This window comes from Roseobacter fucihabitans, assembly GCF_014337925.2.
GTDB classification, from domain to species: domain Bacteria; phylum Pseudomonadota; class Alphaproteobacteria; order Rhodobacterales; family Rhodobacteraceae; genus Roseobacter; species Roseobacter fucihabitans.
On the sequence record NZ_CP143423.1, the window covers coordinates 62896 to 83445 of the forward strand.

The 20550-nt window shown below is 56.2% G+C and carries 22 protein-coding genes, 1 tRNA gene and 1 pseudogene; 17 read left to right on the forward strand and 7 right to left on the reverse strand.

Annotated elements, in window-relative coordinates; genetic code table 11:
- Window positions 1-11 precede the first annotated feature (11 nt).
- From ROLI_RS00315 to ROLI_RS00340, 7 genes and pseudogenes are all read left to right on the forward strand, one after another.
- Window positions 12-290, forward strand: a complete 279-nt coding sequence (locus tag ROLI_RS00315; protein ID WP_187430689.1) for a rod-binding protein — start codon at window positions 12-14, stop codon at window positions 288-290.
- Window positions 280-639 carry a flagellar biosynthesis protein FlgN gene (locus ROLI_RS00320; RefSeq protein WP_187430688.1) on the forward strand — a complete coding sequence of 120 codons (360 nt, stop codon included), beginning with the start codon at window positions 280-282 and terminating at the stop codon, window positions 637-639. The genes ROLI_RS00315 and ROLI_RS00320 overlap by 11 nt, the downstream gene beginning before the upstream one ends.
- Before the next feature lie 212 nt (window positions 640-851).
- On the forward strand, window positions 852-2168 hold the full coding sequence (locus ROLI_RS00325; RefSeq protein WP_187430687.1) for a flagellin: 1317 nt from the start codon (window positions 852-854) through the stop codon (window positions 2166-2168).
- 71 nt (window positions 2169-2239) lie between these two features.
- Window positions 2240-2611 carry a flagellar biosynthesis regulator FlaF gene (flaF, locus tag ROLI_RS00330; protein ID WP_187430686.1) on the forward strand — a complete coding sequence of 124 codons (372 nt, stop codon included), beginning with the start codon at window positions 2240-2242 and terminating at the stop codon, window positions 2609-2611.
- Window positions 2608-3012, forward strand: coding sequence for a flagellar biosynthesis repressor FlbT (gene flbT / locus ROLI_RS00335; RefSeq protein ID WP_187430685.1), 405 nt, complete (start codon window positions 2608-2610; stop codon window positions 3010-3012). The genes flaF and flbT overlap by 4 nt, the downstream gene beginning before the upstream one ends.
- A gap of 136 nt (window positions 3013-3148) precedes the next feature.
- A pseudogene (locus ROLI_RS23920) lies at window positions 3149-3313 on the forward strand (IS3 family transposase); the annotation flags it as partial.
- A gap of 582 nt (window positions 3314-3895) precedes the next feature.
- Window positions 3896-5851: an AMP-binding protein gene (locus ROLI_RS00340; RefSeq protein ID WP_187430724.1), complete on the forward strand. Its 1956-nt coding sequence runs from the start codon at window positions 3896-3898 to the stop codon at window positions 5849-5851.
- Between the two features lie 56 nt (window positions 5852-5907).
- Here the strand turns inward: ROLI_RS00340 and ROLI_RS00345 are convergent, their stop codons facing one another.
- Window positions 5908-6087 carry a hypothetical protein gene (locus ROLI_RS00345; protein ID WP_187430684.1) on the reverse strand — a complete coding sequence of 60 codons (180 nt, stop codon included), beginning with the start codon at window positions 6085-6087 and terminating at the stop codon, window positions 5908-5910.
- Window positions 6088-6175: 88 nt separating this feature from the next.
- Between ROLI_RS00345 and ROLI_RS00350 the strand changes: the two genes are divergently transcribed.
- The 3 genes from ROLI_RS00350 to ROLI_RS00360 all read left to right on the forward strand — a co-directional run bounded on the left by ROLI_RS00350 (window position 6176) and on the right by ROLI_RS00360 (window position 8677).
- Complete coding sequence (locus ROLI_RS00350; protein WP_187430683.1) at window positions 6176-6994, forward strand: ABC transporter ATP-binding protein; 819 nt, start codon at window positions 6176-6178, stop codon at window positions 6992-6994.
- Window positions 6995-7286: 292 nt separating this feature from the next.
- Window positions 7287-7688 (forward strand): hypothetical protein, encoded by a 402-nt coding sequence (locus ROLI_RS00355; protein WP_338469218.1) that lies wholly within the window; start codon window positions 7287-7289, stop codon window positions 7686-7688.
- Window positions 7688-8677: a branched-chain amino acid ABC transporter permease gene (locus ROLI_RS00360; RefSeq protein WP_187430681.1), complete on the forward strand. Its 990-nt coding sequence runs from the start codon at window positions 7688-7690 to the stop codon at window positions 8675-8677. The genes ROLI_RS00355 and ROLI_RS00360 overlap by 1 nt, the downstream gene beginning before the upstream one ends.
- 54 nt (window positions 8678-8731) lie before the next feature.
- On the opposite strand, the gene ROLI_RS00365 is transcribed toward ROLI_RS00360, so the two are convergent.
- The gene (locus ROLI_RS00365; RefSeq protein WP_187430680.1) at window positions 8732-9100 is read right to left on the reverse strand and encodes an SHOCT domain-containing protein; all 369 of its coding nucleotides are present in this window, start codon (window positions 9098-9100) and stop codon (window positions 8732-8734) included.
- A 146-nt stretch (window positions 9101-9246) separates the two neighbouring features.
- On the opposite strand from ROLI_RS00365, the gene ROLI_RS00370 reads away from it, so the two are divergent.
- The 5 genes from ROLI_RS00370 (at window position 9247) to ROLI_RS00390 (ending at window position 14238) form a co-directional block, all read left to right on the forward strand.
- The gene (locus ROLI_RS00370; protein WP_187430679.1) at window positions 9247-10323 is read left to right on the forward strand and encodes a branched-chain amino acid ABC transporter permease; all 1077 of its coding nucleotides are present in this window, start codon (window positions 9247-9249) and stop codon (window positions 10321-10323) included.
- 100 nt (window positions 10324-10423) lie between these two features.
- Complete coding sequence (locus ROLI_RS00375) at window positions 10424-11707, forward strand: ABC transporter substrate-binding protein (RefSeq protein WP_187430678.1); 1284 nt, start codon at window positions 10424-10426, stop codon at window positions 11705-11707.
- A 77-nt stretch (window positions 11708-11784) separates the two neighbouring features.
- Window positions 11785-12609, forward strand: a complete 825-nt coding sequence (locus tag ROLI_RS00380) for an ABC transporter ATP-binding protein (RefSeq protein WP_187430677.1) — start codon at window positions 11785-11787, stop codon at window positions 12607-12609.
- A gap of 22 nt (window positions 12610-12631) precedes the next feature.
- Window positions 12632-13015, forward strand: coding sequence for a cupin domain-containing protein (locus ROLI_RS00385; protein ID WP_187430676.1), 384 nt, complete (start codon window positions 12632-12634; stop codon window positions 13013-13015).
- Window positions 13016-13017: 2 nt separating this feature from the next.
- Complete coding sequence (locus tag ROLI_RS00390) at window positions 13018-14238, forward strand: phenylacetate--CoA ligase family protein (protein ID WP_187430675.1); 1221 nt, start codon at window positions 13018-13020, stop codon at window positions 14236-14238.
- Between the two features lie 195 nt (window positions 14239-14433).
- Here ROLI_RS00390 and yghU read toward each other — a convergent pair whose 3' ends face one another.
- The gene (gene yghU / locus ROLI_RS00395; RefSeq protein ID WP_187430674.1) at window positions 14434-15309 is read right to left on the reverse strand and encodes a glutathione-dependent disulfide-bond oxidoreductase; all 876 of its coding nucleotides are present in this window, start codon (window positions 15307-15309) and stop codon (window positions 14434-14436) included.
- A gap of 136 nt (window positions 15310-15445) precedes the next feature.
- Here yghU and ROLI_RS00400 point away from each other — a divergent pair, with 136 nt between their 5' ends.
- A complete protein-coding gene (locus ROLI_RS00400; protein WP_222869568.1) occupies window positions 15446-16156 on the forward strand; it encodes a hypothetical protein in 711 nt (236 codons plus the stop codon).
- 78 nt (window positions 16157-16234) lie between these two features.
- Here ROLI_RS00400 and ykgO read toward each other — a convergent pair whose 3' ends face one another.
- Both ykgO and ROLI_RS00410 read right to left on the reverse strand, forming a co-directional pair.
- Window positions 16235-16360 carry a type B 50S ribosomal protein L36 gene (gene ykgO / locus ROLI_RS00405; protein ID WP_005850168.1) on the reverse strand — a complete coding sequence of 42 codons (126 nt, stop codon included), beginning with the start codon at window positions 16358-16360 and terminating at the stop codon, window positions 16235-16237.
- A 90-nt stretch (window positions 16361-16450) separates the two neighbouring features.
- Window positions 16451-16525: transfer RNA gene (locus tag ROLI_RS00410), tRNA-Val, on the reverse strand.
- 149 nt (window positions 16526-16674) lie between these two features.
- Between ROLI_RS00410 and ROLI_RS00415 the strand changes: the two genes are divergently transcribed.
- On the forward strand, window positions 16675-17535 hold the full coding sequence (locus ROLI_RS00415; protein WP_187430672.1) for an N-formylglutamate amidohydrolase: 861 nt from the start codon (window positions 16675-16677) through the stop codon (window positions 17533-17535).
- Window positions 17536-17639: 104 nt separating this feature from the next.
- Here the strand turns inward: ROLI_RS00415 and ROLI_RS00420 are convergent, their stop codons facing one another.
- Window positions 17640-18893, reverse strand: coding sequence for a DNA polymerase IV (locus tag ROLI_RS00420; protein ID WP_187430671.1), 1254 nt, complete (start codon window positions 18891-18893; stop codon window positions 17640-17642).
- 488 nt (window positions 18894-19381) lie between these two features.
- On the reverse strand, window positions 19382-20077 hold the full coding sequence (gene pyrF, locus ROLI_RS00425) for an orotidine-5'-phosphate decarboxylase (protein WP_187430670.1): 696 nt from the start codon (window positions 20075-20077) through the stop codon (window positions 19382-19384).
- Between the last annotated feature and the right edge of the window lie 473 nt (window positions 20078-20550).

Genomic DNA, 20550 nt, shown 5'->3' on the forward strand with positions numbered 1-20550 from the left:
AGACAGTAGACATGTCAGTAATTCAATCCGTAAACGGATCTGTAATACCCACACAAAAAGACCAGGCGCTGCGCGAAGTTGCCCAAAAGCTTGAGGCCAGTTTTCTGGCGGAAATGTTGAAATCTGCGGGTTTAGGCAAGACAAGCGACCACTTTGGCGGTGGAGCGGGAGAGGAACAGTTTGGTTCTTTCCTGTTGCAAGAGCAGGCGATGCAAATGGTCAAGGCCGGGGGCATCGGATTGAGCGAATCACTATTTCAAGCACTGAAGGAGAAACAAAATGACGCATGAAGAGTTTCAAGATGTGATCGACGCATTGGACGATGTTCTCGAATCCGAACGCACGGCTTTGTTAGAGGGAAATCTCGATGAAGTCGGGCGCCTGTTGGAGCGTAAAGAACAACTAATTGATACTTTATCTAATTTGGAGATGGCGTCCCTCGCGCCATTGGAAGACCTGAACTCAAAGGTGAAGAGAAATCAGGCACTGCTTGATCACGCACTTGAAGGTATTCGCACAGTCGCACGCAGGTTGGCGGCAATGCGTCGTGTCCGCAGTTCACTTGACACCTATGATGAGAAGGGTGCGCGCCAGACAATCGACATCACCCCTGAGGGCGTTTTGGAAAAGCGGGCGTGAGGTTAAATTTGAATAAAAACTGCTAGACTGCAATGGCGTGGTTTAAGCACTCGTTAGCCTTTGAGAGTGCATGTTGGCGTTGCATCCGAGGTCGGGTGGCGCGTTGCCTAAAGTAGGGTGATCGCATTGGTCAGAAAGACTGTTTCGTTCCCCCGTAAAGTCGGGTGGGGCACAATCCACGCAAAGCGTGAATGATCAAAGGAACATGCTTCATGTCGAGCATTCTTACCAACAACAGTGCAATGGTCGCACTGCAAACACTGAAATCCATCAACAGCAATCTGGGCAAAGTTCAAAGCGAAATTTCGACTGGTAAAACTGTTGAAACTGCCAAGGACAATGCTGCTGTTTGGGCCATCTCCAAAGTTATGCAGTCGGACGTTAAAGGCTTCGCAGCCATCTCTGACTCGCTGGCCCTTGGTGAAGCGACTGTAGGCGTTGCCATGAACGGTGCCGGTGCAATCACTGATCTTCTGACCGAAGTAAAAGGCAAGATCGTAAACGCTCAGGAATCCAACGTTGACCGTGACAAGATCCAGACAGACATCGAAGCTCTGACGACACAGATTGCTTCGATTGTTGGAGCGGCCCAGTTCAACGGCCTGAATTTGCTGAATGCTTCGGGTATTGCTACAGAAGATCAAACATCCAATATCTTGTCATCTCTTGACCGTGCCAGTGACGGTACTGTTTCTTCGGGTGAAATCGTAGTCGCACGCAGCGATCTTGGTACCAACAAGGCTGAGTTGAGTGCAACAGTTGCCGTTGTCGGTAGTGCTACTGTAGGTGGCGCAGTTGCTGCGGCGGGTACAACCATTAACGCCACGGACGCAACAGTGGCCATCACTGCGACCGGTACTGGCGTTGAGGCAAAAGGCGGTACAGCGTTCAGTCTTCGCTTGATTGGTGTTGATGCTGACGCCAGCAGCTTCACTCCGGCTGACTTCACGACGGGCACAGCGACTGCTGCTTCCGACATCGTCTACGTAGGCAAAGAAGGTGATACTGCTGAAGACATTGGCAAAGGGCTCAAAGCGGCTTTCGATGTTTGGGCGATGGAAAACGGTGTAACTGAAGATCAACTTAGTGTTACGGCAACTGCAACTGGTCTAACCGCAAGTTCAACTTTGACGGATGCCACTGATACAATCCAGTTGGCAGTTGACGTCGTCGCGCCTTCGGCGACTGAGGCTCACAAATCTGCCGGTCAACTTGCTATGTTGGATGCTATTGACGTTTCAACCGACGAAGGGGCTGAAGCAGCCTTGGGCGCGATTGAAGGTTTGATCCAGACTTCCATCGATACAGCAGCCGCTCTTGGTTCCAGTGCACGTCAGATCAAAACTCAGTCCGATTTTGTCGGTAAGCTGAGCGATCTTCTGACATCTGGTATCGGTACGCTTGTGGATGCGGATATGGAAGCTGCGTCCGCGAAACTTCAGGCGCTGCAGACACAGCAGCAGCTGGGTGTTCAGGCACTGTCTATCGCCAACCAGGCACCACAGACAATCCTGTCGCTCTTCCGTTAAGCGATACTTTAGAGGCCCACTCCGGTGGGCCTCTTTCCCTTACCCATTTTTATAAAACCGAAGGCAGTATCGTGAACGCATTTTCGCAGGCTCAGCGCGCATATGCGCCCACGCAAGCTCCGATTAAAACGACGCGGAGCATCGAATATGAGGTCATTGCCCGCATTTCGTACCGTATGAAATCTGCAATGCAGAATGATGATTTTCCAGCGCTGGCTTCGGCGCTATATGAAAACAATAAGTTATGGCTGACTTTAGGGTTGGACGCCGCAGACGATGATAACCTGCTTCCCAATGAGTTGCGTGCCAGCATAGTTTATTTGGCAGATTTTACGCGGCAGCACACGCATAAGGTTCTCCAAAAATTAGAGACTGCCGTCCCGCTACTAGAAATCAACGCCGCAATCCTCCGAGGTCTTAAGCAAGAAGGTTCGAGTAAATGAGTGGACTAGTACTTAAATTGAGCCCTAAGGAGCGGGTATTGATTAACGGCGTAGTAATCGAGAATGGTGACCGCCGTAGTCGCCTTGCGATAATGACCCCAGGGGCCAATATTTTGCGTCTTCGGGACGCAATTCATCCCGAAGACGCAAAAACCCCAGTCCGTAGGGCTTGTTTCGCTTTTCAACTTGTGTTGTCCGGCGACAAAAATCCCGATGACGCGCATCTATCTTTATTGAGACAGATTGAAGAGTTGAGCCAAGTGTTTACCGATACAGACAGTAGAAACATGCTTGCAGAGGCAACACGCGGGCTCGTTGAAAAGCAACATTACCGCGCTTTGAAAGCCTTGCGTACTTTGCTCCCTCGCGAAGACAGACTGCTGGCGACCCGGCCATCTTGATGACTTCCGTTATCTTCAGCCTGACATGACGGTCTCGTAAGAGAATATGAAGCCGAGGGAGGGGCTACTCGGATATATTTCCAAGCAATTGTCGGTAGAGCACAATCCACGCCAAAGGTCTCGATGGCTTTTTTGTGGCCGGACGTTGCGCTCTTGGGTTAGGCCTGCTGCGATTGACATTGATCGGCGTAATGGCGTGACGACTGCCAAACGTGACCGCATCAAAGCCTTGGAGTTTGAGATCCGCCCGTTTCGGCAGGCCAACGAGATCTTGAAGAAATCACCAAGGTATTTTGTTCCCCTCTCTCATCGCCGCAAACGGCGACTGCCGCTCAGAGGGACGGAGATCGAGCGCCCGTTTAGGATATGATTGCTTTTATCAAAGAGAATCGTGAGGTTTGAGAGGTCGAGCCGATTTGGCGTGTTTTGCAGATCGCCCGTCCATTATGCGTCAAAAAAGCCTGCCACATAAAACGAAATTGAAGACGCCTGCTGATTGCATGGGCCTGTCACCCAGAAGATGATGTGTCGGAAGCCTGTTGCAGATCGTTTCTTTCGAGCGTCATCCGTTGGCCAGTCAGAGCGAGGATTGACGTGACCAGTTTATGTGTTTGAGGGTGTGGCAGGTCGAAGGAAACCCACTGAGTCGCGAAATGCTGTTTGTCGCGTATCAATTCCGTTCTAAGAAACGCGGAGAACATACAGGGTTGTCCCGGTCGCTAATGCAGGAACATTGCGTAAACTCCGCAAGGTTCCAGAAATCATGACGAAAAAGTTGACCTGACGGCTAAAAACAACAACGTTGTCCCTAAGGTGGCCAGAAAGCGCTGCGCTTGTCCGAGAATGGCAAGGTCTGGGAGGAAAACAGTTGAACAGCAAGACCATGGGGGCCAGCGGGGCTCAATCCATCCCGGCGTTGTTGCATCGCAATGCGCGTGATTTTGCGAACGCTCCGGCGTATCGCGAAAAGGAGTATGGCATCTGGCAGTCGTGGACATGGCAGGAGGCCCTCGAAGAAATCGAAGCGCTTGCGATCGGATTGCTCGACCTGGGTGTCGCCGAAGGAGATTTTGTCGCGGTAATTGGGCGCAATCGGCCTAATCTCTACTGGTCGATGGTGGCAGCTCAAATGGTCGGGGCAATCCCGGTGCCGCTCTATCAGGACGCCGTGGCCGAAGAAATGGCCTATGTAATGGGGCATTGCGGCGCGCGTTTCGTGATCGTTGGGGACCAGGAACAGGTCGATAAGGTCATCGAAATTCAGGATGATTTGCCGAATTGCGAGCAAATCATATATCTCGACCCGCGGGGGCTGCGCAAATATGAACATGCGCATCTGCACCAATATGCGCATGTTCAGGATGTCGGCCGCGCGAAACGTGACGAATTGATAGGCGAATTGACCTCCCGGCAGCAGAAGCTGGACTACGACAGTACTGGTGTGATGCTCTATACTTCGGGCACAACGGGCAAACCAAAGGGCGTGGTATTGAGTAACCGCAATGTTATTGAGACCTCAAAATCTTCATCGGAATTTGATGATCTGCGTCAGACCGATGACATTCTGGCATATTTACCGATGGCGTGGGTGGGGGACTTTATTTTCTCCGTGGGACAGGCGATGTGGACTGGTTTCTGCACGAATTGTCCGGAAAGTGCGGATACGATGCATAATGATTTGCGTGAAATCGGGCCGACCTATTATTTCGCGCCACCGCGCGTTTTCGAGACGCAGCTGACCAATGTCATGATCCGGATGGAGGATGCCGGTCGGTTCAAGAAATGGCTGTTTGATATCTGCATGGCGCATGCGCGCAAGATCGGGCCCGCCATTCTGGACGGGCAGCCCGTCAATCAATGGGATCGGTTCAAATATAATCTGGGCGAATTGTTCATATATGGCCCGTTGAAAAATACGCTTGGTTTCAGCCGTGTGCGCGTTGGCTATACGGCGGGCGAGGCCATTGGACCGGAAATCTTCGATTTTTACCGCTCGCTGGGGATCAACCTCAAACAGCTTTATGGCCAGACCGAAGCCACCGTTTTCATCACCGCACAGCCAGATGGCGAGGTGCGCAGTGATACCGTGGGCGTAAGTTGCCCCGGCGTGGAGCTGAAAATCGCGGAGAATGGCGAGGTGTTTTACCGTTCACCGGGGGTTTTCGTGGAATATTACAAAAACGCCGAAAGCACGGCGGATACCAAGGATGCCGAGGGTTGGGTGGCCACAGGCGACGCGGGGTTCATTGAGGAAGACACGGGGCATCTGCGCATCATTGATCGCGCCAAGGATGTGGGCCAGATGGCGGATGGATCGCTCTTTGCGCCGAAGTATGTTGAGAATAAGCTCAAGTTTTTCCCCAATATTCTGGAAGTGGTGGTGTTCGGGAATGGCCGCGCCGAATGCACGGCCTTCATCAATATTGACCTCACGGCCGTGGGGAATTGGGCGGAACGCAACAACATCGGCTATGCGTCATATCAGGAGTTGGCGCGCCATCCACAGGTGATGGATACGATCCAGAGCCATGTGGAGGGGGTGAATAAATCCGTCGCGCAGGACGAGATGTTGTCGGGCTGCCAGGTGCACCGTTTTGTGGTGCTGCACAAGGAGTTGGACGCGGATGACGGCGAGCTGACCCGCACCCGCAAAGTGCGCCGCCGGATTATTGAGGAGAAATACGCGGATATTATCGAAGCACTTTACGATGGGTCGTCTGAGGTCTCGACGGTCACGGAAGTGACTTATGAGGATGGGCGCAAGGGCTCGATTGCCGCGACACTGGAAGTGCGCAGTGCGGCGGTTCAGCCGGTAGCGACGAAGATGGCGGCGGAATGATGGGGCCATTTCCAAACGTAGTGTTGTCCGGGCTGCCGCTACACTGCTGCCTAGGGTCAGAGGTTTCTCGACGGCCCATCATAGGCGGCGTTGACGGCCTGGATGATGTGAAAGCAGGTCGAAAACCCACACAAGGTCGCATTGATATCGCGGATGGCGTCCGCGCGGCAAAGACCTTGGCGCTGATGCTTGTCTGCCATCGACATCAGGCAGTTGCGTTCCCAGTCTCTGTTCATCGTGACGTTTCCTCTCGCTGCTCCCCCAAAGAGTTAGAGCACAAAATGGTTAAGATACCGAAGACCCTCAGAACGATGGTGGCAAAAGATGCTTGATCAAACCGACGGATACACCACCGCGGATGGCCGCCAGATCGGCCCGGTGGTGATGGAGATGAAGAATATCACTCTGCGTTTTGGCGGGGTGGAGGCCATCAAGGATATTTCTTTCGACATCCGAGAAGGCGAAATTCGTGCGATCATCGGGCCTAATGGAGCCGGCAAGTCCTCGATGCTGAACGTTATTTCCGGGTTTTACGTGCCCCAAGAAGGGCAGGTGTTCTACAAAGGTGCGCCGCGCCCGCCGATGAAACCCTATCAGGTTGCACGGCAAGGGATCGCGCGCACGTTCCAGAACATCGCGTTGTTTGAGGGCATGTCAGTGCTGGATAACGTCATGACGGGACGTTTGACCCATATGAAAACGGGGCTGTTCTCGCAGTCGTTCTGGATGGGCAAAGCCGAAAAGGAAGAGACTGAAAATCGAGAAGTGGCTGAAAAAATTATTGATTTCCTCGAAATTCAAGCGATCCGTAAGACGCCGGTGTCGCGCCTGCCTTATGGGTTGAAAAAACGCGTGGAACTGGCGCGCGCCCTGGCGGCAGAACCCTCGCTCTTGTTGTTGGATGAGCCGATGGCGGGCATGAACGTCGAGGAGAAGGAGGATATGAGCCGCTTTATCCTCGATGTGAATGACGAATTCGGCACGACGATTGCGCTGATCGAGCACGATATGGGCGTGGTCATGGACCTATCCGACCGGGTGGTCGTGATGGATTACGGTAAGAAGATCGGTGACGGTACGCCTTCGGATGTGCGCAACAATCAGGCCGTGATCGACGCCTATTTGGGGGTCAGCCATGACTGATTTTCGCGCTGTGCTATGCGTGCACAACCTGTACACTCCCTGTGCACCGTTGTGGTGCATCCGGTGGCTTTTGCGGGGGTGTGGCACGGTCGGGTGTTTAATCCTGTTTTTGTGTTTCACATTCCTGCCGCAGCAGGCGCAGGCTGCGGAAACCTATGACATTGTTGAGTTGATTGAGAGCTGTGTCGCGGCGGTGCGGGAAGGGTCGTCTACGCAGGTAAGCGTCTTGGGGCTTTCCCGGATAAACCCAAGAGCGATTTCTGCAGAGCTCAAAACGCCAGAGGGTCGGGTTGTGATGACCTATTCTACAAGCATCAAGGAACATCTTGGGCAAACCTGCGGCATGTGGGGTCATGACCCCGAAGATGCGACGGTTACCACGCTTGCATTTGAGGACGTGGAGGCTGCGGTCAGCACGTGGCACAAAGACGCGCTTACAGCAGTTAACGTTTTTCAAGCTGAAAACCCGCAACATCCCGGTTTCGCCGTCGCCGAGTGTCGCGGCGACGCGCCTTCCTATTGGGCGGTAGCGCAGCCAATTTTTCCGAGATTCCGCCAGGTTCTACCAAAACCGGAAAATGGGTCCGACACTGAACCATCAGCTGCTGCGTTTGGTTTCTCAGCTTATCGTCTGAACTCGGAAGATTGTCAGGCAACGGTCGAACGCGCCAAAAAGCAAAGAGAGGCTATGTAATGCCTGAACAACTCGCCTTTACCATCGAAGTGTTCCTCAACGGGCTTATGGCCGGGGTGCTTTATGCGCTGGTCGCTCTTGGCTTCGTGCTGATCTACAAAGCCTCTGGCATCTTCAATTTCGCCCAGGGGGTCATGGCGCTGTTCGCGGCGATGACGCTTTACGGGATCATGAACGGGCTGGTGCCCTTTGCCCATCTGATCAATGCGATCTTTGGCACAGATATTCATCATTTCGGCTGGACCGTGCCCGCCTTTGCCGCGATCGTGCTGACCATCGGGGTGATGATATTGCTCGCCTACCTCGTGCAGCGGTTCATTTTTCGCTACCTTGTGGGGCAGGAACCGATCATCCTCTTCATGGCCACGATTGGCCTTGCCTATTTCCTCGAAGGGGTGGGGGATCTGATGTGGGGATCGGACATCAAGACGCTGAGCGTGGGGCTGCCGCAAGGGATCAACGAGACCATCGACGCGACCACCTATGAATGGTTCGGCTATGGGTTTTTCATCGATAACCTTGATATTGTCGCCTCTGTCGTGGCGATCATCCTGGTGGCGGCACTGGTGATGTTTTCGCAATATACCAAACAGGGCCGCGCGATGCGCGCCGTGGCGGATGACCATCAGGCGGCGCTGTCGGTGGGCGTGTCGCTCAATTTCATCTGGATATTGGTGTGGTCACTGGCCGGGTTCGTCGCCTTGGTCGCGGGTATCATGTGGGGCGCTAAATCGGGGGTGCAATTCTCGCTGTCGCTCATCGCGCTCAAGGCGCTGCCCGTTTTGATGCTGGGCGGTTTCACCTCCATCCCCGGCGCGATTGTCGGCGGGTTGATCATCGGTGTGGGCGAAAAACTGTTTGAGTTCCTGATTGGCGCGCCATTCCTCGGGGGCGCGACGGAAAACTGGTTCGCCTATATGCTGGCGCTGGTGTTTTTGGTGTTTCGCCCGCAGGGGTTGTTTGGGGAGAAGATCATTGAGCGTGTTTGACCGGCGTTTCATCACATCTGGCGCGCGAGTTTTGAGCCGTCCGCCGGGCGCAGATTACTCTTCGAGATTGCGCAACAATGCGATGCTGAGCGCGGCCAGCACGGTCACGCCGAGGGTCAGCGCGAGGTTGAAATCGGCAAATGTCAGCATTGCCAGACATAAGCAAATGCCCACAACGCCGAGGCAGATAATAATGCCAAGCGATGAAGACATGCCCCCGGTATTGGCAGGCAAGGGTGTGTCAGAGGCATGTTTGACCGTGGCACCTTGTGGAACGGAATCGCTGACCGCGACGAATTCGGGTTCCACGACATCCACGCTCTCGATCAGCCGAGCACGCTGCGCTGCATATTCGACATCGGAAATATCCTTGCGTGCTAACCGCTCATCAAGCGTTCGTAATTCCCTCAGGATCGCCGTCATAATTACCACTCCCAACCACGATGATGAACATGACGGATCAATTGGGACAGAATGCGGCGAAATTGGGAAAAATTGTGGCATGGTTAATAAGACGGCTCAAACCGCAGGCGTATTGACCATGTCAGCGACAACATCGGAGACATTGAATGTTCTATCGTGAAGCCGGTGATTTCAGCACCACATACCCGCAGGACAGTCAAACCTTCCCGATCAAATTTGACCGTTGGCGCTATTATGCCGTGCTCTTTGTGGCGATCTTTATCGTCCCGTTCATGGTTAATGACTATTGGGTCAATTCGATCTTCATGCCCTTCCTGATTTATACGATTGCGGCGATCGGGTTGAATATTCTGGTGGGATACTGCGGGCAGGTGTCGCTTGGAACGGGTGGGTTCATGGCCGTGGGGGCCTATGCCTGCTATAAGCTGATGACCTCGTTCCCGGAGGTCAGCATGTTCATCCATGTGCTGCTGGCGGGCGGGATCACGGCCATGGTGGGCGTGTTGTTCGGTCTGCCGAGCTTGCGCATCAAGGGGTTTTATCTGGCCGTGGCGACGCTGGCGGCGCAGTTCTTTCTGGTCTGGCTGTTCAACCGCGTATCGTGGTTTTACAATTATTCCGCTTCCGGTCAGATCAACGCACCGGAACGTGACACCTTCGGGATTCTGATCACCGGACCCAACACCGAGGCCTGGGCAACCTATATGTTCTGCCTGATCTTCACGATTTTTTCGGCCGTGATGGCGCGTAACCTGACGCGTGGCTCGGTGGGGCGGCAATGGATGGCGATCCGCGACATGGACATCGCAGCCGAGATCATCGGGGTGAACCCGCTGCGCGCCAAACTGACGGCCTTCGCTGTCAGCTCGTTCTTCGTGGGCATCTCCGGTGCGCTGTTCTTCGCAGTTTACTTGGGCGCGGTGGAGGTAGGCGAGGTATTTGGCATCACCAAATCCTTCCTCGTGCTGTTCATGATTATCATCGGAGGCTTGGGTTCGATCTTCGGCTGCTTTGCCGGTGCCGCGTTCCTCGTGCTGCTACCCGTGCTGCTCAAGATCATCGGCGTGGATTGGTTGGGATGGCCCACCGATATCGTGGCGCACCTCAATCTGGTAATCGTGGGTGGGTTGATCGTGGTCTTCCTGATCGCGGAACCCCATGGTCTGGCGCAACTCTGGCGCGTGGCCAAGGAGAAACTCAGACTATGGCCCTTTCCACATTAGAGAGGGATAACCGTAAGGTGGGCTTTTAGGCCACCTTAAGAGACGCAATATAACAGCCGGGACAACCTGGCATCATCAACTTCCAAGGGAGGAAATAACGATGAAATACAAACTGGCAACCTGGGCCACCGCGGCTCTGATGGCGGCAAGCCCTGCGCTCGCGGATCTTGTTCTGCCGAGCCTCAGCTTCCGCACCGGCCCTTATGCCGTTGGCGGCATCCCGCTGGCGGATGGCTATGCGGATTACTTTACCATGGTGAACGCGCGCGATGGGGGCATCGGCGGCGTGCCGGTGCGTATTCTGGAATGCGAAACCGGGTATAACACTGAAAAAGGCGTCGAGTGCTATGAGAGCACCAAGGGCGAAGGCTCGCTGCTCTATCAACCCTTCTCTACGGGCATCACTTACCAGCTGATCCCCAAGGTCACGGCAGACGGCATCGCGATGCACACTATGGGCTATGGCCGCACATCGGCCGCCAATGGCAAGGTCTTCTCGAATATCTTCAATTTCCCGGCCAACTATTGGGATGCGGCCTCCGTGGCGATCAACTATCTCCTGGATCAGAACGGTGGTGACATTTCCGGGCGTAAGATCGCATTGGTCTATCACAATTCCGCCTATGGCAAGGAGCCGATCCGCACGCTGGAAAAACTCTCCGAAAAGTACGGGTTCGAGTTGAGCCTGCTGCCAGTGGATCACCCCGGTCAGGAACAGAAATCGCAATGGCTGCAAATCCGCCGTGATAAGCCGGATAATGTGCTGATGTGGGGCTGGGGCGTGATGAATCAGGTCGCCGTGCAGGAGGCCGCCAACATCCGCTATCCGATGGAAAACTTTATCGGCGCATGGTGGTCCGGGGCCGAGGCGGACGTGATCCCGGCGGGCGCTGCGGCCAATGGCTACAAGGCGCTGACCATGAATGGTGTCGGCAAGGAATATCCGATCTATGCTGATATCCAGAAATACGTCGTGGATGCGGGCAAGGCCGCAGGTGCAGGCGATCAGATCGGCACGGTGCTTTACAACCGCACGATCTATGCCGGGTTCCTCGCGCATATGGCGATCCTAAAGGCGCAGGAAATCCATGGTGTGATGGACATCACGCAGGCGATGATGGTCGATGGTATGGAAAACCTCGAAATCACCAATGCGCTGATGGCAGAATACGGCGTCGCAGGCATGGGTCCTGAATTCGCGGTCAGCTGTGAAAATCACGGCGGTCCGGGTCTGGGCGCTGTGACGCAGTGGGATGCTTCGGCTGGCGTCTGGAATCAGATTTCCGAGTTCAAGATGTCGGATCGCGAGATCATCGAACCGCTGATCGAAGAGGACAGCATGGCCTTTGCGGCAGAGAACAACATTGATCTGCGCTGCAACTAGACTTTTTCCTCTGGCCACGGCGAGGGCCGTGGCCAGAGGAAATCTGCATATTTATGGAACAATGAAGGTTGAGATACATGCCTGATGCCGACGTGGCAGTCGAGACTGTGTTGGAAGTCAACAACATCGAGGTGATCTACAACCATGTGATCCTCGTGTTGAAGGGCGTGAGCCTGAAGGTGCCCAAGGGCGGCATCACCGCTCTGCTGGGCGGCAACGGCGCGGGCAAAACGACGACGCTTAAGGCGATTTCGGGGTTGCTCGCCTCTGAGCGCGGTGAGGTCACAAAGGGCTCGATCCGCTATCGTGGCGAGGTGATCCAGCATCAGGACCCTGCCGAAACTGTTAAAAATGGCGTGGTGCAGGTGATGGAGGGGCGTCACTGCTTTGAGCACCTGAGCGTTGAAGAAAACCTGCTCACTGGGGCCTATACCCGGCGCGACGGCAAGGCGGCGATCGCGGCCGATCTGGAGTTGGTTTATGGGTATTTTCCGCGTCTGAAGGAACGCCGCAAATCGCAGGCAGGCTATACCTCAGGCGGTGAGCAGCAGATGACGGCGATTGGCCGTGCGCTGATGTCCAAACCCGAAACGATCCTGCTCGATGAACCCTCCATGGGGCTGGCACCGCAACTGGTCGAGCAGATCTTCGAGATCGTGAAATCGGTGAATGAAAACGAAGGCGTAACCTTCCTGCTGGCCGAACAGAACACCAATGTGGCGCTGCGCTTTGCGCATTACGGCTACATTCTAGAATCGGGTCGCGTGGTGATGGATGGTCCGGCGGCGGAGCTGCGCGAGAACCCGGACGTCAAAGAATTCTATCTGGGCATGTCGGAAGAGGGCCGTAAATCCTTCCGCGACGTGCGCAGTTATCGTCGCCGCAAGCGGTGGCTATCATAATCCTCAATTCGGGAGATCCAAGATGCTGAAATCTGCCGTGGTTTTTGTGGTGCTGTTGATTGCCGCGCCCGTTTTTGCCGATGACTTGGTGGTGCGTAAGGTGTTGAATGAACAACCGCTGAGCGGGTCGGCGGGGATGGTGGTGATCGTTTCTAAATTGACCGTGAAACCGGGCGGACGCATCCCGCTGCATACGCATCCCGGCGATGAGCATGCGGTGATTGTCGTGGGCGGTCAGGCCCTGATGCCAAACGGCAAAGAAATGGCTTTTCCCGATGGCACGCCGATGTTTTTCCCCGCGGGCCAAGTCCATGGCGGTGTGACCAATCAGGGGGAGGCCAACATCGAAATCGTGACCACCCATATCGTGCAGGCGGATCAACCCTTTCAGACGGCGGCCGAATAAATATGTCTAACTTCTATGACGATCTGGAAACCCGCAGCAGTGACGCGCGCGAAGCGGCGCAATTGGCAGTGTTGAATGCCAACATTGAACGTATTGCTGCAGCACCGGGGGCCTGCCGGATCGAGACGGGTGCGCTGGGCGCGCTGAGCGATCTGGTGCGTTTGCCGGTGTTACGCAAATCTGATCTGACGCAGTGGCAGGCGGATAACCCGCCCTTTGGTGGTATTCCGGTCAATAACATCACCCATGTGTTCCAATCGCCGGGGCCGATTTACGAGCCCGGCGGTATGAGCCATGATTGGTGGCGTATGGGGCGTTTTTTGCATGCGGTGGGGATCGGCGCGGGCGATGTTGTGCAGAATTGCTTTGGCTATCACCTGACCCCTGCGGGGATGATTTTCGAGAGCGGCGCACGGGCCGTGGGGGCGACCGTGTTGCCCGCTGGCACCGGGCAGACAGAGTTGCAGGTTCAAGCGGCCAAGGCGGTGGGATCAACCGCCTATGCGGGCACGCCGGATTATTTGAAGGTGATCCTTGATAAGGCCGCGGAGATGAACGTGACGCTGGGAATCACACGGGCGGCGGTGGGGGGCGGTGCCTTGTTCCCCGCGTTGCGGCAGGAATATGCGGATCGCGGGATTCTTTGTCTGCAATGCTACGCGACCGCCGATTTGGGCAATATCGCCTATGAAAGCCCCGACTTTAACTCTCCCGTAAGCCCACCCGAGGGGATGATCGTGGATGAGGGCGTGATCGTGGAGATCGTGACCCCCGGCACCGGCAATCCCGTGTCAGCGGGTGATGTCGGCGAGGTTGTCGTTACATCGCTGAACCCGGATTACCCGCTGGTGCGTTTTGCCACCGGGGATCTGAGCGCTGTGATGCCCGGTCAAAGCCCCTGCGGGCGTACCAATATGCGCATCAAGGGCTGGATGGGACGCGCTGATCAGACCACCAAGATCAAGGGCATGTTCGTGCGCCCCGAGCAGGTCGCGGCGTTGGTGGCGCGTCATGATGCCATCCTCAAAGCGCGCGTCATCGCTACCCGCGACGGTGCACAAGACGTGATGACGGTGCAGGTCGAAGCCACCGGGGTGTCGCCTGATGACATCGCGGATGCGGTGGTCGCGACCCTGAAGATGAAGGGTCGCGTTGAAGTCATGGCCCCTGGCAGTCTGCCCAAGGATGGTTTGGTGATCGAAGATCAGCGCAGCTATGAGTGACCCGGCCGCGTGAGCGACGGGCGAGCGTCGTGGCGATTAAACCATTTTTACCGAGAGGGACGCGCAAGACTAAGGCAAAAATCCGAGGGACGCGCAGCGCGTTCCCCTGAGTTCTGATCGTTGCCGTAGCGGGTATGCGCCCGTTGGGAGGCCATCGGCGGGGCTAGCGATAAAGCCAGCCCCGGCGCGCGTGTCTTAGGCTTCTTCGCCGATCTTATCCTGCGTTTGGGTTTCGAAATCACCCGCGTCATGGCGTTCACGTAATTGCGTCTCGGGTTCGCCAGAAGTGCGGTTGACCATGCGCCCGCGCTGCACGGCGGGGCGCGCATTGATGGTTTTGGCCCACCGCATGACGTTTTCATAGCTTTCAACATCCAGAAATTCCGCCGCATCATAGAGACGGCCCAGCACCAGTTGCCCGTACCACGACCAGATCGCGATATCGGCGATGGTGTATTTATCCCCTACGATGAAAGCATGACCCGCCAGTTGGCGATCCAGCACGTCCAATTGGCGTTTGGTCTCCATCGTGAAACGGTTGATCGGGTATTCGAATTTTTCTGGCGCATAGGCGTAGAAATGACCAAAACCCCCGCCCAGATAGGGTGCGGAGCCCATTTGCCAGAACAGCCAGGACAGCGTTTCGGCGCGCGGGCCCGGTTCGGTCGGCATGAATTTCCCAAACCGTTCCGCCAGGTGCAGCAGGATCGCGCCAGATTCAAACACACGCGTCGGGGTTTTGCCCGAGCGGTCCATCAGCGCAGGGATTTTGGAGTTCGGATTGACCTCCACAAAGCCGCTGCCGAATTGATCACCGTCGCCGATTTTGATCAGCCAAGCGTCATATTCGGCCTCTTTGATGCCCAGCTCGAGCAGTTCTTCCAGCATCACCGTTACCTTTACACCATTGGGCGTGGCCAGTGAGTAGAGCTGGAAAGGGTGCTTGCCGACGGGCAATGCCTTGTCATGGGTTGCACCGGCGACAGGACGGTTGATATTGGCAAATTTGCCGCCGCTCCCAGCGTCCCAGGTCCAGACGGTGGGCGGGGTATAATCGGATGTATCGGTCATGGCGTTTTCCTCGTTACGGGCGGTTGGAGCGCAGACCTTAGGGGCCGCAGGGATTTGCGCAAGGCCCATGCCTGCACGTATTTGTGTTCCGGCTGATGGGCGTGGTCATGCTATGATGTGGCGAAAGAGGAAAAAGATGGCGCACCGGCGGTTGCATACCCTTTTGCATGTTATCCTTTTTGGGGTCTGCTTTGGTTTGGTGGTCCTTCCCGCTGCGGCGCGCAGCCAGGAGACGGCTGAACCGCGCGCAGGGTTGATGTGGCACCATAGCGGGCTGCCGGCTGTTTTCCCGCTTCAACTCAGGACACCTCCCGGTAGCGATTATTACGTCAGGTTATTCGAGCCTGAAACTGATCGTGCCGTGCTTGCCGCTTTTATGAAGGGCGGGTCGTTTTTCCGCGTGCTGGTGCCGCCGGGGCGTTATGATCTGCGCTTTGCGTGGGGAGAGACATGGATCGATGAAAGGGAACTTTTCGGCGCAGGGAACAGGACGCGTCTGTTTGCGCTGGATCAACCGCTGCGTTTTGCCATTCGCGATTTTGCCACCAAGGCCGGGCATTTGGTCGATATCACCTTTTCGGATGACGCCCAGGAGGTACAGGTCGCAGTAACGGCGCAATTCATCTGCCAGGGTGCGCGAATTGCCAGTTTCCCACGGCTTCAACCGCCGTTTGAGGATGGGGACCCGTATCGGTTCCGCATTCCAGATGACGATCAGTTGAGGCGCTTTCCGTCGCGGTATTCACAAGAGCGATTGTTGGATAGCGGCGAAGAGGCAACCTTCCCGACGCGCTATGCGCCCTATCTTTCCGCGCCGGAATATGAACTGCGCGGGGTTCCCTGCTAAGACGGCCCGCTTACTGAGTTGGAGCCATAAAAAAACCGCCCCCGAGGGAGCGGTTGTTTATTGTGAGGCAGTCGGGTCTCAGCCCTGACGGGCTTTGAACCGGCGCTGTGTCTTGTTGATCACGTAAACGCGGCCTTTGCGTCGCACAACACGGCAGTCGCGGTGCCGATTCTTGAGCGAGCGGAGCGAATTGCGAACCTTCATGGTCGTTCTCCTCTGGTCTTCTTCTCAGTCGGCGCGCGGACCAGCGCCGGGTTGCGGGCGATCCGGAGGGTTCCGGACCAGTGAATTAGGTGGTGGGCGATACTGGGATCGAACCAGTGACCCCTTCGATGTCAACGAAGTGCTCTACCGCTGAGCTAATCACCCCCTATGTAACGCGAATTCCTTAACCCCAAACAAAAATGGGGCGCGAAAACACGCGCCGGTATCGCGGTCTATAAAAGGAGTCGTCGGAGGGATCAAGGGCTTTTGGTTTTTGGTTTTTCTGCGCTAAGGTCGCGTCAAGAGGAAGGTCAATGAGCAAGCCAGCGTTTGAAGTCTTTTACCCCGAGCGGAATAAATCCTGTGTGGTCTTCGCCTCGCCCCACAGCGGGCGGGACTATCCGTGGTCCCTGCTCCGGACAACCGTGCTGGATGATCATGTGATCCGATCGTCCGAGGACGCCTATGTGGATTTGCTTTTCGATTGTGCGACGCAGTTTGGTGCGACCTTCCTGAAGGCGGGCGCGCCGCGTGCCTATGTCGATCTCAATCGGAGCGCTGACGAATTGGACCCGGCATTGATTGAGGGCGTGCGGCGGCAAAGTCACAATCCCCGTATCGCGTCGGGTCTGGGTGTGATTCCCCGTGTCGTGGCCAATGGGCGCGCGATCTATCGCGGCAAGCTCAGCATGATCGAGGCGCAGAATCGGTTGAACACGTGCTGGCACCCCTATCACAAAATGCTGCAATCCTTGCTTGTGGATGCTGTGCAGCAGCATGGTCAGGCCGTGTTGATTGATTGTCACTCGATGCCGCATGAGGCCGTACAGAGCGTTGTGCGTCGGGGGGCAAAACGGCCGGAGGTTGTGCTCGGTGACCGTTTTGGCGCGGCTGCCAGCGGGGAGTTTGTGGACCGGATCGAGGCGGCATTTACCGCTGCGGGTTTTGTCGTGTCGCGCAATGCACCCTTTGCCGGTGCCTATGTGACGCAGGCCTACGGGCGTCCGAACCGCGGCCAGCACGCGGTTCAGATCGAGATCGATCGCGCGCTTTACATGGATGAAAAGACGATTAAACCCTCACGGCATTTTGTGGATGTGCAACGCAGGCTCCGCAGTGTTATCGCGGAGATCGCATTGATAGGACAGGAGCGCATGCCGCTGGCCGCCGAATAGTCACAGTCGTTTTGGCGCAAGACCCGAACCGCCCGGTGCCGTCTGGAATCAGAGCTGCGAGAATAGGGCCTGAGAGGTCCCACTCAGCCGTTTGGAGAATCGCTTTAACGTAACGCGCGCCCTTTCAGAATTGCGTCACTGCCGAAGCGCGCGCGTATCTTATCAGTCGCGCGTTCTGCGTCGCTGCGCCGTTTGGCCAGCGGATCCAGCAGGTCCCCGGAGCGGTCCGCCCCCGTCGCCTCAATCAGATCCGAAATGCCACAGCCAAGCAGCCGGTAGGGGCCTTGATCGCCGATCTGATCAAAGAGAGCGCGCGCGGTGCGATAGATCGTATCGGCCATCTGCGTCGCATCACGCAGGCTGAGCCGTTTGGACAGTAACGAATGATCCGACCGCTTGAGTTTCAGCGTGACGACACGGCCCGCCAGATCCTTGGCCTTGGCGCGATCCGCGACCTTTTCCGCCATGCGCCACAGGTGCCCATCCAGGAGGTCAGGATCGTTTGTGTCCTCGTTGAAGGTGGTTTCGTTGGAAATGGATTTCATCGGGCTGTTGGAGGAGACGCGCCGGGCGTCCTGTCCGCGCGCCAGATGCCAGAGCCGGTCGCCCGTGGTCCCAAAACGCGCAATCAATTCCGTGCGTTCCCATCGCAAAAGATCGGCGAAGGTCCGAATGCCCGCTTTGTCGAAAGACGCTTGCGCAGCGGGGCCCACGCCCCAGATCATCCGCACCGGCTTGTCGCGCAAAAAATCATTGGTTTCCGCGGCACCAATGACCGAAAACCCATGCGGTTTATCGAGGTCGGAGGCGACCTTGGCGAGGAATTTGTTATGGCTGAGACCGATGGAGCCGGTCAGACCCAGCTCGCTGCGCATGCGCCGGATGAGACGCGCCAGCATCACCGCCGGGGGGCACCCATGCAGGCGCTCAGTGCCCGAAAGATCCATGAAGGCTTCATCCAGCGACAGCGGTTCGATATCTGGCGTCATTTCCGACATCATATCGCGAATCGCGCGCGAGGCTTCGACATAGGCTTCCATGCGCGGCTTAATGATCACCGCTTCGGGGCAGAGTTTGAGCGCCTGAAACATCGGCATGGCAGAACGCACACCGCGAATGCGCGCCACATAACAGGCGGTCGAGACAACCCCGCGCCGTCCACCGCCGATAATGACGGGCTTGTCCTGGAGGCTGGGATCGTCGCGTTTTTCAACCGAGGCATAGAAGGCGTCGCAATCCATATGTGCGATGGAGAGTGAAAAAAGTTCAGGATGCGCGACGATACGCGGGCCGCCACAGGTCGGGCAACGGCGTCCGGTATCGAATTGGCTCAGGCAATCGCGGCAAAGGGCGGGCATTTTCGCATCAATCGTCTAGGGTTTTGGCACGACGCAATGCTATGCCAAGCAGGCCGAAATGAACATGGCCTTTGAAGGTGCAAAGAGAGGAGACCGTCATCCTGCGGGATGACCGACCCGATATACCTCGGCCCGAACATTGGAATTTGCCTGGCGGTGGGCGCGCAGGCGCGGAAACTCCGATGGGCTATGTTCTATGCGAGACAGGTGGGTGGGGTTGCTCTTCAATCACGGGGTTTTAACGAAAAACCCCCCGCTGCTGTGAGCAGGGGGAGGTAACGAACCTCAGGAAGATGCGGTTCGTCGGGGAGTATCACCTAACGTCAACTTACCACCTATAGGAGAATACGCCTAACGCCAGATGGCATTTTTTACCAGATAGAGTGGTCTGTTGTGCAAAGGCCACAGTCGGTTGAGCACCCGTGGTTGCCGTCGGTCTGTGGATAAGAGGCGATTTTATAGCTGTGTCAGAGGTTTGGATTGTGGATTTAGGCCCCGTTGAGTTCTGCGAGAATCGTCTCTGCGGCCAAGCGCGGGGTGGGTGATTGCCAGACCGGGCGCCCGACAACGATGTGATCCGCCCCATCGGCGATTGCGCGGGCTGGGGTGGCGACGCGCTTTTGATCGCCCATTTCGGCACCTGCCGGGCGCACACCGGGCGTCACAATCAACCGGTCGTGGGCTAAGGGCAACGCGCGGATCATTGCCGCCTCTTGCGGGGAGGCAATGACGCCATCCGCCCCGGCTTCAAAGGCGCGGCTTGCGCGGGTTGTGACCAGATCGGAAATATCACCCGCGCGGATCTGACAGGCATCCAGGTCATTTCGGTCCAGTGATGTCAGGATGGTGACGGCCAGTATTTTCATGTCTGACCCGGCGGCACCTTGCTTGGCAGCATCCACCACATGCGGATCGCCATGTACCGTCAGAAAATCGAGATCGAATTGCGCCAATCCGCGCACGGCGGCCTCAATCGTGGCGCTGATGTCAAAGAGCTTCATGTCCAGAAAGATGCGCTTGCCGTGTTCCTGTTTGAGCTCATTGGCCAATGCCAGCCCGCCCCCGGTCAACATCCCCAACCCGATCTTGTAGAAATTTACCGCATCGCCCAGTTGCGCGGCAAGGTCCTGGCCGGCCGGTGCATTAGGCACATCCAGCGCCACGATCAAACGGTCGTCCATCATCTTTTATATCCCCTTTTGGCGTCGCTTTTCCTTAGGCTGTGAAGCCGGCGCTGTCCATCCGGGTGGGCAGGTCGTGCAAAAAGCCCGGAGAACGTCACACGCGCTCCGGGCCAGGTTGTGTCTGCGGATTTCATGAGCGTTGCAGCATGACCGGGCTCCGGGGGGATTGGAATGGCCCGCGTTTTACAACCATGAAACCTGTCGATCCCCCCGGCTGCGTGGAGATGTGAGGCCGGGCGGATCAACTGAAACTGGCAGAACATGCCAACTTTTTACCTTACGTTTTGACCGGCAGAGAACGGGGCGAACCGTATTCTGTTCCGTGTCTGACACTGGAAATAGGCGATACCGACGCATGGGTAACGGGGAAAGGGCGCATCGCTTTCCCATGTCTTTGAGAGATTTGATTCACATCAGGGTAAGGCGCGCGTTTTACATATATCTATCCGATGGGACGCGCGGACCTCTTGAAG